14 protein-coding genes are annotated in these 14566 nt (G+C 64.0%); 6 read left to right on the forward strand and 8 right to left on the reverse strand.

Annotated features, from left to right (window positions below):
- Window positions 1–62: 62 nt before the first annotated feature.
- Window positions 63–1076, reverse strand: a complete 1014-nt coding sequence (gene hemH / locus H620_RS0112820; protein WP_023382342.1) for a ferrochelatase — start codon at window positions 1074–1076, stop codon at window positions 63–65.
- Between the two features lie 13 nt (window positions 1077–1089).
- A complete protein-coding gene (locus H620_RS0112825; protein ID WP_023382343.1) occupies window positions 1090–1995 on the reverse strand; it encodes a TIGR01777 family oxidoreductase in 906 nt (301 codons plus the stop codon).
- A gap of 199 nt (window positions 1996–2194) precedes the next feature.
- Between H620_RS0112825 and H620_RS0112830 the strand changes: the two genes are divergently transcribed.
- The 5 genes from H620_RS0112830 to H620_RS0112850 all read left to right on the forward strand — a co-directional run bounded on the left by H620_RS0112830 (window position 2195) and on the right by H620_RS0112850 (window position 7270).
- Entirely contained in the window at window positions 2195–3181 is a 987-nt protein-coding gene (locus H620_RS0112830; protein ID WP_027907459.1) for an NAD(P)/FAD-dependent oxidoreductase, read from the forward strand.
- Between the two features lie 106 nt (window positions 3182–3287).
- A complete protein-coding gene (locus H620_RS0112835; protein ID WP_023382346.1) occupies window positions 3288–4256 on the forward strand; it encodes a YbgA family protein in 969 nt (322 codons plus the stop codon).
- The gene (locus tag H620_RS0112840) at window positions 4246–5142 is read left to right on the forward strand and encodes a MerR family transcriptional regulator (protein ID WP_023382347.1); all 897 of its coding nucleotides are present in this window, start codon (window positions 4246–4248) and stop codon (window positions 5140–5142) included. Before H620_RS0112835 ends, H620_RS0112840 begins: the two co-directional genes overlap by 11 nt.
- Window positions 5133–6575: a deoxyribodipyrimidine photo-lyase gene (phrB, locus tag H620_RS0112845; protein WP_023382348.1), complete on the forward strand. Its 1443-nt coding sequence runs from the start codon at window positions 5133–5135 to the stop codon at window positions 6573–6575. Before H620_RS0112840 ends, phrB begins: the two co-directional genes overlap by 10 nt.
- Window positions 6572–7270 carry an SDR family NAD(P)-dependent oxidoreductase gene (locus H620_RS0112850; RefSeq protein WP_023382349.1) on the forward strand — a complete coding sequence of 233 codons (699 nt, stop codon included), beginning with the start codon at window positions 6572–6574 and terminating at the stop codon, window positions 7268–7270. The genes phrB and H620_RS0112850 overlap by 4 nt, the downstream gene beginning before the upstream one ends.
- Before the next feature lie 37 nt (window positions 7271–7307).
- Here the strand turns inward: H620_RS0112850 and H620_RS0112855 are convergent, their stop codons facing one another.
- The 6 genes from H620_RS0112855 to hemA all read right to left on the reverse strand — a co-directional run bounded on the left by H620_RS0112855 (window position 7308) and on the right by hemA (window position 12656).
- Window positions 7308–7826 (reverse strand): acyloxyacyl hydrolase, encoded by a 519-nt coding sequence (locus tag H620_RS0112855; protein WP_023382350.1) that lies wholly within the window; start codon window positions 7824–7826, stop codon window positions 7308–7310.
- Window positions 7827–7930: 104 nt separating this feature from the next.
- Window positions 7931–8728 carry a glutamate racemase gene (murI, locus tag H620_RS0112860; RefSeq protein ID WP_023382351.1) on the reverse strand — a complete coding sequence of 266 codons (798 nt, stop codon included), beginning with the start codon at window positions 8726–8728 and terminating at the stop codon, window positions 7931–7933.
- Window positions 8721–9476: a molybdopterin-synthase adenylyltransferase MoeB gene (locus H620_RS0112865; RefSeq protein ID WP_023382352.1), complete on the reverse strand. Its 756-nt coding sequence runs from the start codon at window positions 9474–9476 to the stop codon at window positions 8721–8723. The genes murI and H620_RS0112865 overlap by 8 nt, the downstream gene beginning before the upstream one ends.
- Window positions 9470–10300: a peptide chain release factor N(5)-glutamine methyltransferase gene (gene prmC, locus H620_RS0112870; RefSeq protein WP_027907460.1), complete on the reverse strand. Its 831-nt coding sequence runs from the start codon at window positions 10298–10300 to the stop codon at window positions 9470–9472. The genes H620_RS0112865 and prmC overlap by 7 nt, the downstream gene beginning before the upstream one ends.
- A complete protein-coding gene (gene prfA / locus H620_RS0112875) occupies window positions 10300–11382 on the reverse strand; it encodes a peptide chain release factor 1 (RefSeq protein WP_023382354.1) in 1083 nt (360 codons plus the stop codon). Before prfA ends, prmC begins: the two co-directional genes overlap by 1 nt.
- Entirely contained in the window at window positions 11379–12656 is a 1278-nt protein-coding gene (gene hemA, locus H620_RS0112880; protein WP_023382355.1) for a glutamyl-tRNA reductase, read from the reverse strand. Before hemA ends, prfA begins: the two co-directional genes overlap by 4 nt.
- Before the next feature lie 187 nt (window positions 12657–12843).
- Between hemA and H620_RS0112885 the strand changes: the two genes are divergently transcribed.
- Entirely contained in the window at window positions 12844–14565 is a 1722-nt protein-coding gene (locus tag H620_RS0112885) for a tetratricopeptide repeat protein (RefSeq protein WP_023382356.1), read from the forward strand.
- Window position 14566: the final 1 nt, after the last annotated feature.

A 14566-nucleotide genomic window follows, 5' to 3' on the forward strand; every position in this document is an offset into this window, starting at 1 on the left:
TCGCCGGCAAGCCGGCTCCTACGGGAGCCGGTTCACGGCTGAGAGAGGGGGGCGCAAACGCCTTATACCTTCTCGCACATTCCCGCCAGCACCCTCACCCACTCCGGGTGGTCATTCAGGCAAGGCACCAGCACCAACTCCCCGCCCCCCGCCTCGACAAACTGCTCACTCCCCCGCTGGCCAATTTCCTCCAGCGTTTCAATGCAGTCGGCCACGAATGCCGGGCACATCACCAACAGCTTCTTCACACCGGCCTTGCCCAGTTCGTCCAGACGCGTTTCGGTGTAGGGCTCGATCCATTTGGCCCGCCCCAGGCGAGACTGGAACGACACTGACCATTTGCCATCCGGGAGGCCCATCCTGGCTGCAAACGCCTTGGCCGTGGCCAGGCACTGCCCGCGATAGCACACCGCGCGCATTTCGGCGCTGGCGTCCTTGCAGCAATCGGCGGCCTGGAAATCGTGCTGGCCGGTCGGATCGAGCTTTTTCAAATGGCGCTCTGGCAGGCCATGGAAACTCAGCAACAGGTGATCGTAGTCCTGCTGCAGATAAGGCTTGGCACTGGCCACCAGGGCGTCGATGTATTCGGGGTGATCGTAGAACGGTTGCAGCACACGCATCTGCAAGGGCAATTGCTTATCGGCAATCGTCTGGTTCGCCAGCGTCACCACGGTGGTGACCGTGCTGTCGGCAAACTGGGGATACAGTGGCGCCAGGGTAACCTTGCGCACCCCCTGTGCGGCCAATCGCGCCAGCACATCGGGCAATGCCGGCTCGCCGTAGCGCATGGCAATTTCAACGGGGCCGTGGGGCCAGTGCTCGACCATGGCCGCCTGCAAGCGTCGGGTCAGCACCACCAGAGGCGAACCCTCGTCCCACCAGATCGAGGCATAGGCATGGGCCGACTGCTCCGGGCGCTTGATCAGGATCAGCGATACCAGCAGACGCCGCACCGGCCACGGCAGGTCGATCACATAAGGGTCCATCAGGAACTGGTTGAGGTAACGGCGTACATCGGCCACCGAGGTGCTGGCGGGTGAACCCAGGTTGACCAGTAGCAGGGCGTGATCGGTCATGCAGCGTCCTATGTCAGAGGCGGCTGGACAGGCTGTCCAGCGCCGATTGCAGATCGTTGAAACGGAACGTGAAGCCCGCCGCCAGCAAGCGCGCTGGGCGGGCCCGTTGGCCGCCGAGCAGCAGGATCGACAACTCGCCCAGGCCTGCCTTCAGCAGCAGCCTGGGTACCGGCAGCACTGCTGGCCGGTGCAGGGTCCGGCCCAGACGCCTGGCGAACTCGCGGTTGCGCACAGGTTCAGGGGCGCAGGCATTATAAGGACCGCTAGCGTCCTTATGCTTCAACAGAAAATCAATCAAGGCGATTTCATCGTCTATGTGGACCCAGGGCATCCACTGCCGGCCATCGCCCAAAGGCCCGCCCAGGCCGAGTTTGAACGGCAGGCGCAGGCGCGACAAAAAGCCGCCATCGGCAGCCAGTACCAAGCCGGTTCGCACCAGCACCACACGTATGCCCAAGGCTTGGGCGCGCGATGCGGTTTCTTCCCAGGCGATGCACAGCTGGCTGGCGAAATCCTCACGCACAGGCGGCGAGGACTCGGTCAGCTCACGCTCACCGCCATCTCCGTACCACCCCACGGCGGACCCTGAAACCAGCACCTCGGGACGTTGTGCCCTGGCCTCGAGCCAGGCCAGCAATTGTTCGGTCAGGGTGACCCGGCTGGCCCAGAGCACGCTGCGCCGGCCCGCCGTCCAAGGTCGGTCCGCAATGGGCGCGCCGGCCAGATTGACCACCGCATCAAGCACTTCGTCGGCGGCCAGGTCTTCCAGCCGGGCTATCCCACGCACCCCACTGCCACACAACCTGGGCACTTGTTCGGGGCGGCGGCTCCAGACCGTGAGACGATGACCCTGGCTTGACCAGAGTTGGCACAGGTGCTGGCCAATCAAGCCGGTACCGCCTGTCAGCAATATATGCATGGCTGTGTCCTCGTGGAGTGCCGCTGTGGTCTATTTTTAAGATCAAGGCACTTTCCTGACCAGATGTTTGACCCAACGCTCTCGTTAAACATAGGCCACCCTGTTCCATGAAGCAGCATAACCTTATACAAAAATTATGCATTGTACAGGTTTGCCTGACAGCGTAGTCTGCGTAACAGCACGGTTCGAAGAGGCCATCATGACAGTACCAATCGCTATCATCGGTGCCGGCATAGCCGGCCTGTCCGCCGCCCAGGCCTTGCAGAAGGCCGGGCAGGCCGTCCATTTGTTCGACAAGGGCCATGGCAGTGGCGGTCGCATGGCCAGCAAACGCAGTGAGGCCGGTGCGCTCGATCTGGGCGCCCAGTACTTCACTGCCCGCGATCGACGCTTCGTCGAGCAGGTGCAACAGTGGGTCGCCAACGGCTGGGCCGCGCAATGGAAGCCGCAGTTGTACAACTACCGCGACGGCGAACTGACCCCCTCCCCCGACGAGCAGACCCGCTGGGTCGGCGTGCCTCGCATGAGCGCGATCACCCGTGGGCTACTCAAGGATGTGACAGTCAACTTCGGCTGCCGCATCGCCGAGGTCTTCCGTGGCAAACAGTTCTGGCACCTGCAGGACACCGAAGGCTGCAGCCATGGTCCCTACAGCCGCGTGGTCATCGCAGTGCCGGCGCCTCAGGCCACTCCGCTGCTTGCCGCTACGCCCAAGCTCGCCGCCGTCGCGGCAGGGGTGACGATGGAGCCGACCTGGGCCATTGCCCTGGGCTTCCAGACACCCTTGGACACCCCGATGCAAGGCTGCTTCGTCCTGGACAACCCGCTCGACTGGCTGGCCCGTAATCGCAGCAAGCCAGGACGGGACGGGCATCTCGATACTTGGGTCCTGCACGCCACCTCCACCTGGAGCAGACACCACATCGACCTGCACAAGGACGAAGTGATCGAACAACTGTTGGGAGAGTTCGCCGAGTTGATCGGTTGCGTGGTGCCACCTCCGACGTTCTCCCTCGCCCACCGCTGGCTATACGCGCGCCCAGCGGGCAATCACGAATGGGGCGCCCTGGCCGATGCCGACCAAGGCCTGTATGCCTGTGGCGATTGGTGCCTGTCCGGACGGGTCGAAGGTGCCTGGCTCAGTGGCCAGGAGGCCGCACGCCGCCTTCTGGAACACCTTGAGTAAGCGAGCGCTAAACCTATACAAAAAAAACCAGGTTGCATAAATTTCTGGTTGTGCTGGAATAGCCTTGTACACACATTTATTTCTGTACAGGTCTCCGGAGACAACCATGCTCGAGCCTTCTGCCCACCGTAAGCCTCGAATCGGCATCAGCGCCTGCCTTACCGGGCACAATGTGCGTTACAACGGCGGGCACAAGGCGTCCGAATTGTGCCTCGGCCAGCTCGAACAGCACTTCGAATGGATGCCGGTGTGCCCTGAAGTGGCCATCGGCCTTGGCATTCCCCGAGACGCCATCCGTCTGGTGGGCGACCCCGAAAAGCCTGAAGTGGTCGGCACACGCAACCCCGGTACCGACCTGTCAGGGCCGCTGCGTGCCTACGGCGAGCAGATGGCCACTCAACTGCACGATATCTGCGGCTACATCTTCATGCAGAAGTCCCCCTCGTGCGGGCTGGAACGGGTCAAGGTCTATCAGGAGGCCGGGCACCCAGCGCGCAAAGGCGGGCGTGGCGCGTTCGCGGCGGCTTTCTGCGAACGGCGCCCAGACCTGCCGGTGGAGGAGGAAGGCCGCCTGCACGACCCGGTGCTGCGGGAAAACTTCATCAGCCGCGTCTACGCCTACGCCGATTGGCAACACCTGCTGGCCGAGGGCCTGAGCCGTGGTGCACTGATCCGCTTTCACTCGCGCTACAAGTACCTGCTGATGGCCAACAATCCCCAGGCCTATCGCGAGCTCGGCCGCCTGCTTGGCAACATGCGCAAGGACGACGACCCGTTGGTGATAGGGCCGCGTTACTTCAGCCTGCTCATGCAGGCCCTGCGTCGCTGTGCCAGCCGCGGCACCCATGGCAACGTCCTGCAGCACCTCACCGGCTACCTCAAGGACTCACTCAGTTCGCAGGACAAGGCCGAGTTGCAAACCATCATCGGCCAGTACCAGCAGGGCGTGATACCGCTGGTGGTACCCCTGACCCTGCTCAAGCACCATTTGCGCAAGCACCCGGATCCTTACTTGCTACAGCAGGCCTACCTGCAACCTCACCCCGAGGACCTGGGGCTGCGCAATGCCGTCTGAACTGCTACCCATCGGCGAGCTGGCTCGCCGCACCGGCGTAAACCCAGTCACCCTCCGGGCGTGGGAACGGCGCTATGGTCTGCTCAAGCCGCAGCGCACCAGCAAAGGCCACCGGCTGTATCCGCTGGACCAGCTGGCGCGCGTCGAGGCCATTCTTGCCTGGTTGGAACGCGGTGCATCGGTCGGCCAAGTACGCGAGCTGCTCGACCAGCCTGCCAACAGCGCGCCCCAGGGCGACTGGCAGGCCCGTCAGGAACACTTGATCGAGGCCGTCGCCAGCCTCTCGCAACGCGCACTCGACCAGCAACTGAACCAGGTGATGGCCCTCTACCCTGCCATCACCCTGTGCGAGCAGTTGCTGCTGCCCTTGCTCGACAGCCTCGCACAGCGCTGGCGCAGCTACTTCAACGCCCGCCTTGAGCAGGTGTTCTTCCACACCTGGCTGCGCAGCAAACTGGGCGCTCGGGTCTATCACGACAACCAGTTGCTGTCCGGCCCGCCAGTGCTGCTCGCCGAAGACAGCGAACGGCCTTTCGACATCAGCTTGTGGCTGTATGCCTGGCTCCTCAGCAGCAACGGCATCGCCGTGGAGGTGCTCGAATACCCCGTCAGCGGGCCAGAGTTGCAACGCGCCGTCGCCGCCCTGCGGCCCCGCGCACTGTTGCTGCACCTGGGCCCACGCGTCGACCTGAAAGCCCTGCACCGGACCCTGGCCGAAGTGGACGGGATGAAGTTGCTGGGCGGCTTGACCGTTGCCCTGCATACCCCACCGTTGCAGGCGCTTGATCTTGACCAGCTGTTTCTGTTCGATACACCACAGGCGGCCCTGCGTTTGCTCCAACGCCAGGGCCGTCTGCCTGAAGAGTTGACCCTGCCATGCAATTGATCTGGCTGCGCACCGACCTGCGCGTTACCGACAACACTGCCTTGAGCGCCGCCTGTGAGCGCGGCCCCACCGTGGCCATCTGGCTGGCCAGTCCCGGCCAATGGCAGGACCACGACGATGCCCCCTGCAAGGTCGACTTCTGGCTGCGCAACCTGCGCACGCTGCGTCAGTCGCTGAAGGCCCTGAACATCCCGCTGCTGATCCGCACGGTCGAACGCTGGGACCAGGCCCCCGAGACCCTGCTCGCGGTCTGCAAGCAACTGCAGGTAGAAGCCGTGCACTGGAACGAGGAGTACGGCATCCACGAACACCGTCGCGACGAAGCGACGCGTCGCCTGCTGGAGCAATCCGGCATACAGGCGCACAGCTACCTCGACCAGTTGCTGTTGCGCCCCGGCACCGTCCTGACGCGCAGCGGCCAGTACTTCCAGGTGTTCGGCCAATTCAAGAAGGCCTGCTTCGAGCGGCTGCATCTGGGCCTGCCGGCACTGGCTGGCCGGGTGCAATGCCAGGCCCCGCTGAACATTCCGAGCGACCCGGTCCCGGAGCGGATCGAAGGTTTCGATACGCCAACCGATACCCTGCGAACGCTCTGGCCTGCGGGCGAGGATGAAGCACAGAAGCGGCTCCAGCGTTTTCTCGATGAAACCATCGAGAACTACCAGCACCTGCGCGACCTGCCAGCTGAGCCGGGCACCAGTCAACTGTCTGCCTATTTGGCCGCTGGCGTGATCTCGCCCCGCCAGTGCCTGCACGCTGCACTGGCCCACAACCGAGGCGAATTGGACAGTGGCAGCGCAGGTATACAGACCTGGATCAACGAGTTGCTGTGGCGGGAGTTCTATAAACACATCCTCAATGGTTATCCACAGGTCTCCCGACACCGTGCCTTCCGCGACCAGACCGAAGCCCTGCCATGGCGCGACGCCCCTGCCGACTTCAACGCCTGGAAGGAAGGCCGTACCGGTTTCCCGATCATCGATGCCGCCATGCGCCAACTGCTGGAAACCGGTTGGATGCACAACCGTCTGCGCATGATCGTCGCCATGTTCCTGAGCAAGAACCTACTGATCGACTGGCGCCTGGGCGAGCGGCACTTCATGCGCCACCTGATCGATGGCGACCTCGCCGCCAACAATGGGGGCTGGCAATGGAGCGCCTCCACCGGCACCGACTCGGTGCCGTACTTCCGTATCTTCAACCCGGTCTCCCAGTCGCAGCGCTTCGACCCCCAAGGGCGCTTCATCCGCCACTGGCTACCGGAATTGTCGGACCTGGGCGACGAAAGGGTTCATGAGCCGATGAAGGCGGCCGATCTTTTTGCTAATAAATCCTATCACCATCCAATCGTCGATCTCACAAGCAGTCGCCAGCGCGCCCTGGAAGCTTTCAAAGGCCTTCCGCGCCGGCAGGATCAGAGGGCAGCACATTGAACAACACACTGGATTTCTGGGTAACAGGCGCCAGTAATGGACTAGGGCTGGCCTTGGTGGAGCAGTTGCTGGAAGGCGGGCACCGCGTCGCCGCCAGTGGCAGGGACAGCGAAGCGCTGGATGGATTGGCAAAGCGGTACCCCCAACAGTTGCTGCGCGTACCAGGGCAATTGCCGCTGCTCGAGCAGGCTCAGGCAGCCGCGGCGTCGATCCTGCGCAACTGGGGGGGACTGGACTGCCTGATCCTCAATGCCGGAACGTGCGACTACCTGGCCGATGACCTCCCTGAGGCCGAGCTGTTCGAAGCCATCGTCAGCACCAACCTGCACGCCAGCGAGCACTGCCTCACCAGCGCCCTGACCTTGCTGGTCAAGCGCGATGCGCCACAAGTAATGGCGTTGCTCAGCCGTTATTCCGCCCTTCAGTTGTACTCGCCGACACGCGTGCCCAGCGGCGCCAACAGCACCGCGCAGTGGCTGCGCGAACAGCGTCAAGAGCTGCAGATCCTTGGAGTCGGGTTGACGCTGGTGGCGCCGCAGGCCATGCAAAGCCCGGCATCATCGGCCCAGGCCATACCTGAGCAGTGGACGCCGGAGCGTACGGCCGATGAACTGATACGTCGGCTGCCTCAGCGTGAGCCTGAACTGGTGCTCGAAGCCCTGACGCTGAGCAACCTGTGGCCCTTGCCACGCTGAGGACACACGCCAGCATGGCCCCGCGGCGGGGCCGTGCTTACAGCGGCATGCGGTAATGCAAGCTGTAGCTTTCTACACCATCGTTGGGCTGCCTGATGCCCGCGTTGGAATAGTGAATGGCCCGGATACCCAACTCATGGCCACCGGCAAAGCGCAGGCCCACGCCGATGCGATCTTCGAACTGGAAGGACGAGCCAAGTTCGTTGCTTTCCAGCTCGGTGCTGGAGAACAACGCAACGCCAATACCGGCCTCGATGTAAGGCTTGACCGACTCCCCGGCGAACTCGTACACGAAGACAGGCGCAAACGACAGGCTGTGGTTGCTGGCGGTTTCGTCACCGTCCCAATAGCTGTAGGCCCCATCCCAGTAGCCCGTCAGCCTGCCCACGCGGGTTTGCCACCAACTGGCGTCCCAGTTCGATTGCAGCCCCAGGCGATAGACCTGTGTGGAGTCACCGGTCTGGCCCACCGAAAACGAAACATCGGCGGCCTGCGCCGTTACCACATGCCCCAGAATCCAGGCGGCAGCCGCCGCCACGCCAAGCCGTTTCTTCATGGGAAACTTCCTTCTTCCTGATGTGTTATGACTGTTCGCCTTGTGCCAGGCAAATAGTAGAAATCGGCGATAGCACGATAGTTCAGCTTTATTCCGCGCTGTGGTTACAACGGGAAGCGTTGCACACGATCGGACTCATGCCATAGCAAAGGCAGGATATCGCTCAGGGCTTGCGGGTCGGCACTGCTCCAGAAGCGTGCCGCCTGCGCCGGCCCGTCGGCCAGCAGATCGCGAGCGGCCAGCAAACGGTGCAACTGCCGCGCAACCGCGGCGCCGGTGTCGATGATCGCAACGTCCGCCGGCACCATTTCAGCCAGCAGCGGGCGTAGGAAGGGATAATGGGTGCACCCCAGAATCAGCGTATCGCAGCCCGCGTCCAACAGCGGCTGTACGTAGCCCAGCAGCAACTGGCGCAGCTGCGCACTGCCAAGGTCGCCGGTTTCGATCCGCTCGACCAGTCCCGGGCACGGCTGGGTGACAACCTGCACGTCATTGGCAAAGCGGTCCAGCAAGGCGGCGAACTTGGCACTTTGCAGCGTGCCGGTGGTGGCCAGAACACCGACCACCCCGGAGCGAGTCGCCGCCGCAGCCGGTTTTACCGCAGGCTCCATGCCCACCAGCGGCCAATCCGGGTAGCGCTCACGCAGGTCGGCCACCGCCGCCACCGTGGCGGTATTGCACGCCAGGACCATGGCCTTGGCCCCTTGTGCGTGGAAGAACTCGGCAATGTGCCTGCAGCGTTCACGGATGTACTCCGCCGATTTCTCACCGTAGGGCACATGGCCGCAATCGGCCACGTACAACAGCGACTCGCCAGGCAGCAGGCGCTGGATTTCGGCGAGCACCGACAATCCGCCGACCCCCGAATCCATCACGCCGACCGGCGCCGAGCGTTCAGCCATGCCGGTTACCACACACGGCACAAGCCGGGTCGCGCTTGACCCGCAGCTCGCGCATGCGCGTGCCCAGTGCGTCGATCAACAGCAAGCGCCCCACCAGCGGCTCGCCGAAACCAGCCAGCAGTTTCATCGCCTCAAGGGCCTGCAAGCTGCCCACCAGCCCGACCAGCGGCCCGATGACGCCGGCCTCGCTGCAGGTCAGCTCGGCCTCGCTGCCATGGCCATACAGGCAGTGGTAGCAAGGGCTGTTGTCGCGGCGCGGGTCGAACACCGAAAGCTGCCCTTCCAGGCGAATGGCCGCACCGCTGACCAACGGCTTGCAGGCGGCCACACAGGCCGCGTTGACGGCTTCGCGGGTGGCGAAGTTGTCCGAGCAGTCCAGCACCAGGTCAACCGCCGCCACCGCCGCAGCCAGGGAGTCCTCGTCTAGTGCATGGCGATGGGCAACCAGGTTCACTTCGGGGTTGATCGCCTGCAGACGCTGGATCGCCGAGTCCACCTTGCTCATGCCGACGCTGGTGCTGTCGTGGATCACCTGCCGTTGCAGGTTGGTCAGGTCTACGGTGTCGAAGTCCGCCAGGTGCAGTTCGCCCACGCCTGCCGCCGCCAGGTACAGTGCGACCGGCGAGCCGAGGCCGCCGAGGCCGACGATCAGCGCCTTGCTGCGCTTGAGCCGCAGTTGGCCATCGATATCGACTTGGGCCAGCAGCACCTGCCGGCTATAACGCAACAGTTCCTGGTCACTCAACATGGCAGACGTCCCATCGTGATGCGTTCGTGGCCGCCCAGGTCCTTGCGGCTGGCGACCTCGGTAAAGCCCCGGGCAGTCAGCAACGCCTGCACCGAAGTCGCTTGATCATAACCGTGCTCGAGCAACAACCAACCACCCGGCAGCAAGTGCTCCGGCGCCTGGTCGACGATTATCCGCAGATCATCCAGGCCATCGGGCCCCGCCACCAGGGCGCTGCTCGGTTCGAAGCGCACGTCGCCCTCCGCCAGGTGCGGGTCCTCGGCGGCGATGTAGGGCGGGTTGCTCAGGATGAGGTCGAAGCGTTGCCCCGCCAGGCTGTCGAACCAATGGCTGGCCATCACCTTCACGTTATCGAGGCCCAGGCGCTGGCGATTGCGCTCGGCAAGGGCCACTGCCTCGTCGACACGGTCCACCGCCGTCACCTGCCAGGCCGGGCAGTCGCTGGCCAGCGCCAGGGCGATGGCACCGGTACCGGTACCCAGGTCGAGCACCCTGGCTGGCGAGGCTGGCTGCAGCTGGAGGGCTGTTTCTACCAGCAGCTCGGTATCGGGACGCGGAATCAGGGTGTGTGGCGCGACCTCCAGGTCGATCTTCCAGAAGCCCTGCTGCCCGAGGATATAGGCCACCGGTTCTCCTGCGCGACGGCGCTCGAGGTAACTGGCGAAGACGTCCGCCGCCTCGCTGCTGACGATCCGCTCGGGCCAGGTGTGCAGGTAGCTGCGCGACTTACCGATGGCCGCGGCCAGCAACAGTTCGGCATCCAGTCGCTCAGTGGGCGAATCCGGCAGCTGCGCGTTGCGCAGCAAGCTGGCGATGATGGTCATTATTCCCCCAGGGCAGCCAATTGATCGGCCTGGTACTCGGCCAGCAACGGCTCGATCACGGCCTCCACGCCACCGGCGAGGATGTCGTCGAGGGAATAGAGAGTCAGGTTGATACGGTGATCGGTCACCCGGCCCTGTGGATAATTGTAGGTACGGATACGCTCGGAGCGGTCACCCGAGCCGACCAACAGCTTGCGCTCGCTGGCGATGGCGTTTTGGGCGGCACTGGTCTGCATGTCATTGAGCTTGGCTGACAACCAGGACATGGCCCGCGCACGGTTCTTGTGCTGCGAACGCTCCTCCTGGCACTCGACCACGATACCGGTCGGCAAGTGGGTGATGCGGATTGCCGAGTCGGTCTTGTTGACGTGCTGGCCGCCAGCACCCGAAGCACGGTAGGTGTCGACCCGCAAGTCAGCGGGGTTGATCTCGATGGCCACTTGCTCGTCGGGCTCAGGCAACACCGCCACCGTGCATGCGGAGGTATGGATGCGGCCCTGGGACTCGGTTTCCGGCACTCGCTGCACGCGGTGCGCGCCAGACTCGAACTTCAGCTTGCCGTAGACATTGTCGCCTTCGACACGCGCGATGATCTCTTTATAGCCGCCATGCTCGCCCTCGTTCTCCGAGAGGATCTCAAGGCGCCAGCCGCGCCGCTCGGCATAGCGTGAATACATACGGAACAGGTCACCGGAAAAGATCGCCGCCTCATCACCGCCGGTACCTGCGCGAATCTCCAGGAACACGTTGCGACCGTCGTTGGGGTCCTTGGGCAGCAGCATGCGCTGCAGTTGCGACTCCAGGCCCACCAGTTGCTCCTTGGCCTCCCGCACCTCCTCCACCGCCATTTCGCGCAGGTCGGGGTCGGCATCCTTGAGCAGAGCCTGGGCGCCTTCGAGGTCGTCCTGAACCTTGCGCCACTCTTTATAGGCAGCGATCACCGGCTCGACTTCGGCGTATTCACGGGAATAGGCGCGGAATCGGGTCTGGTCGGAAATGACTTCGGCGTCACCGAGCAGGGCGGTGAGTTCCTCGAAGCGGTCCTGGAGCGTGTCCAGTTTGTTCAGCAGCGACGCTTTCATTGCGGGGTTTTGTCCGTCGAGCCCTCGTTGAGGGCAAAGAGTTCCTGGGCCATGGCCAGCGCATCGAGGCGGCCCTCGGCCGAGAGCTTTTTCAGTTGCACGCTGGGCGCATGCAGGAGTTTGTTGGTCAGCCCCCGGGCCAGTTGGGCCAGTACATCTTCGGGGTTGCCGCCGTTGGCCAGCAATCGCTGGGCCTTTTGCAGTTCTTCGTCGCGCAGGCGCTCGCTTTGCTGGCGATAGGCACGCAGCACATCAACCGCCGCCAGCTCGCGCAGGCGCGCCATGAAGTCCTCGGCGCCCACCGAGACCAGCTCTTCGGCAGCCTGCGCCGCACCCTGGCGGCTCTTGAGGTTTTCGGCGACCACTTCGTGCAGGTCATCGACCGTGTACAAGTACACGTCATCGAGCTCACCGACTTCAGGCTCGATGTCTCGCGGCACGGCGATATCGACCATGAAGATCGGCTTGTGCCGACGTTGTTTCAGCGCGCTTTCCACCGCGCCTTTGCCGAGGATCGGCAACTGACTGGCAGTGGAGCTGATGACGATGTCGCTGTTGGCCAGTTCCTGCGGAATGTCCGCCAGCAGCACGGCATGGGCACCGAACTGTTCGGCCAGGATACTGGCCCGCTCCAGGGTCCGGTTGGCAACCACGATCCGGCGCACGCCTTGCTCGTGGAGGTGACGGGCGACCAGGGTAATGGTCTCGCCCGCACCGATCAGCAGGGCCTGGCTGCGGCCCAGGTCGCTGAAGATCTGCCGCGCCAGGCTGACGGCGGCGAAGGCAACCGACACCGGGTTCTCGCCGATCGCGGTATCGGTCCGTACCTGCTTGGCGGCGCTGAAGGTCGCCTGGAACAAGCGCCCGAGCAGCGGTCCGATGGTGCCGGCCTCGCGGGCCACGGCGTAGGCCGACTTCATCTGGCCGAGGATCTGCGGCTCGCCGAGCACCAGCGAGTCCAGTCCGGAGGCCACCCGCATCATATGCTTCACGGCATCGTGCTCTTCATGGATGTAGGCGCTGGCGCGCAGCTCATCCAGGCTCAGCCGGTGATAGTCGGCCAGCCACTTCAGGACGGCATCGGCGGACAGGTGGTCCTGCTCTATATAGAGCTCGCTACGGTTGCAGGTCGACAGAATCGCCGCTTCGCGGCTGGCGGTCAGTCGACAGAGCTGCTGCAGGGCGTCTACCAGCTGCTCTGGGGTAAACGCCACGCGCTCGCGTACGTCTACCGAGGCAGTCTTATGGTTGATACCAAGTGCAAGAAAGGCCATGCAAGGTCGCTGGTTGTGACGAGAAGCCGATAATTGTCCTCTTTCACAGGTTTTAGAACAACCACCGTTCGCTATTGTCCCAACAATCCCAGGCTATCCCTGTAAACCACGACCTTCGCCGGTGGGTTTGCCCCCGCGCTTGTGTCATCATGCTCCGACCGCCGGTTAGTCCTTCTAAGCCTCATTTATGAACAGACCCTACGCATTGCTGCTTGCCTTCGCCCTGCTCCAGGGCTGCCAGAACCTGGCCCCGCAACAAGCCGAACCGCCCGTCGCCGAGGCGGGCAAAGCCGCGGCCGACAAGCCCGTGGTGTATGGGTCATTCAAACAGGACACGCTCTACAGCCTGTTGGTCGCGGAGCTGGCCGGCCAGCGCAATCGCTTCGACATCGCCCTGGCCAACTACACCGACCAGGCGCAGAAGACCCAGGACCCAGGCGTGTCCGAGCGTGCCTACCGCATCGCCGAATACCTCGGTGCCGACGAGCCGGCCCTGGACAACGCGCTCATCTGGGCCCGCAACGACCCGCAGAACCTCGACGCCCAGCGCGCCGCTGCCGTCCAGTTGGCAGGCGCCGGCCGCTATGACGAATCCATGGCCTACATGGAAAAGGTGCTTCAGGGCCAGGGTGACACCCACTTCGACTTCCTCGCCCTGTCGGCCGCCGAAACCGATCAAGGTACCCGCGACGGCCTGTTGCAGAGTTTCGAACGGCTGCTGGTCAAATACCCGGACAACAGCCAGTTGGTCTTCGGCAAGGCCCTGCTGCTGAACCAGGACGGCAAGCCCCAGCAAGCCCTCGACCTGCTGGAGGAACACCCGCCACAAAACGGCGAAGTGGCGCCGATCCTGCTGCGCGCCCGCCTGCTCCAGGCCCTCGACCGCGGCCCCGAGGCGCTGCCGCTGCTGCGCGGCGCCATCCGCGACAACCCGGACGACAAGCGCCTGCGCCTGACGTACGCCCGAACCTTGGTCGAGCAGGACCGCATCGCCGACGCCAAGGGTGAATTCCTCGGCCTGGTCCAGCAGTACCCGGAAGATGACGAGCTGCGTTACTCCCTGGCACTGGTCTGCATGGAGAACAAGGACTGGGATGAAGCCGAAAGCTACCTGCAGGAGCTGATCGAGCGCGACAGCAACGTCGATGCCGCCCACCTCAACCTGGGCCGCATCCGCGAGGAACGCAACGACCCCGAGGGTGCCTTGCGCGAATACGCCCTGGTCGGCACTGGCCCCGATTACCTGCCAGCGCAACTTCGCCAGGCCGACATCCTGATCGCCAACGGTCGCGGCACCGAGGCCTCGCGCCTGCTCGCCGAGGCCCGCGAAGCCCAGCCGGACCTCGCGGTCCAGCTGTTCCTGGTCGAGTCGGAGAGCTACAGCAACAACAACAAGGACGCCCAGGCCAACCAGGTGCTGCAGCAAGCCATCAAGCGCTTCCCGGACGACCTTAATCTCCTTTACACCCGCGCCATGCTGGCCGAAAAGCGCGACGACCTGACGCAAATGGAACAAGACCTGCGCGCCATCATCGCCCGCCAGCCGGAAAACGCCATGGCACTGAACGCGCTCGGCTATACCCTGGCCGATCGAACCACCCGCTACACCGAAGCCAAGGCGCTGATCGACAAGGCCCACCAGCTCACCCCGGACGACCCGGCGGTGCTCGACAGCCTGGGCTGGGTCGCCTACCGCCTGGGCAACCTCGACGAAGCCGAGCGCTACCTGCGCCAGGCCTTCGAGCGCTTCCCCGACCATGAAGTCGCCGCCCACCTGGGCGAAGTGCTGTGGGCCAACGGCAAGCGTCGTGAGGCCCGCCAGGTCTGGGCCAAGGCCTTCGAGGCCCAACCCGACAGCCCTATCCTGCGCAAGACCGTCTTGCGCCTGACCGGATCCGAGACTCTTTAAC

The organism is Pseudomonas taiwanensis DSM 21245, from assembly GCF_000425785.1.
Lineage (GTDB): Bacteria > Pseudomonadota > Gammaproteobacteria > Pseudomonadales > Pseudomonadaceae > Aquipseudomonas > Aquipseudomonas taiwanensis.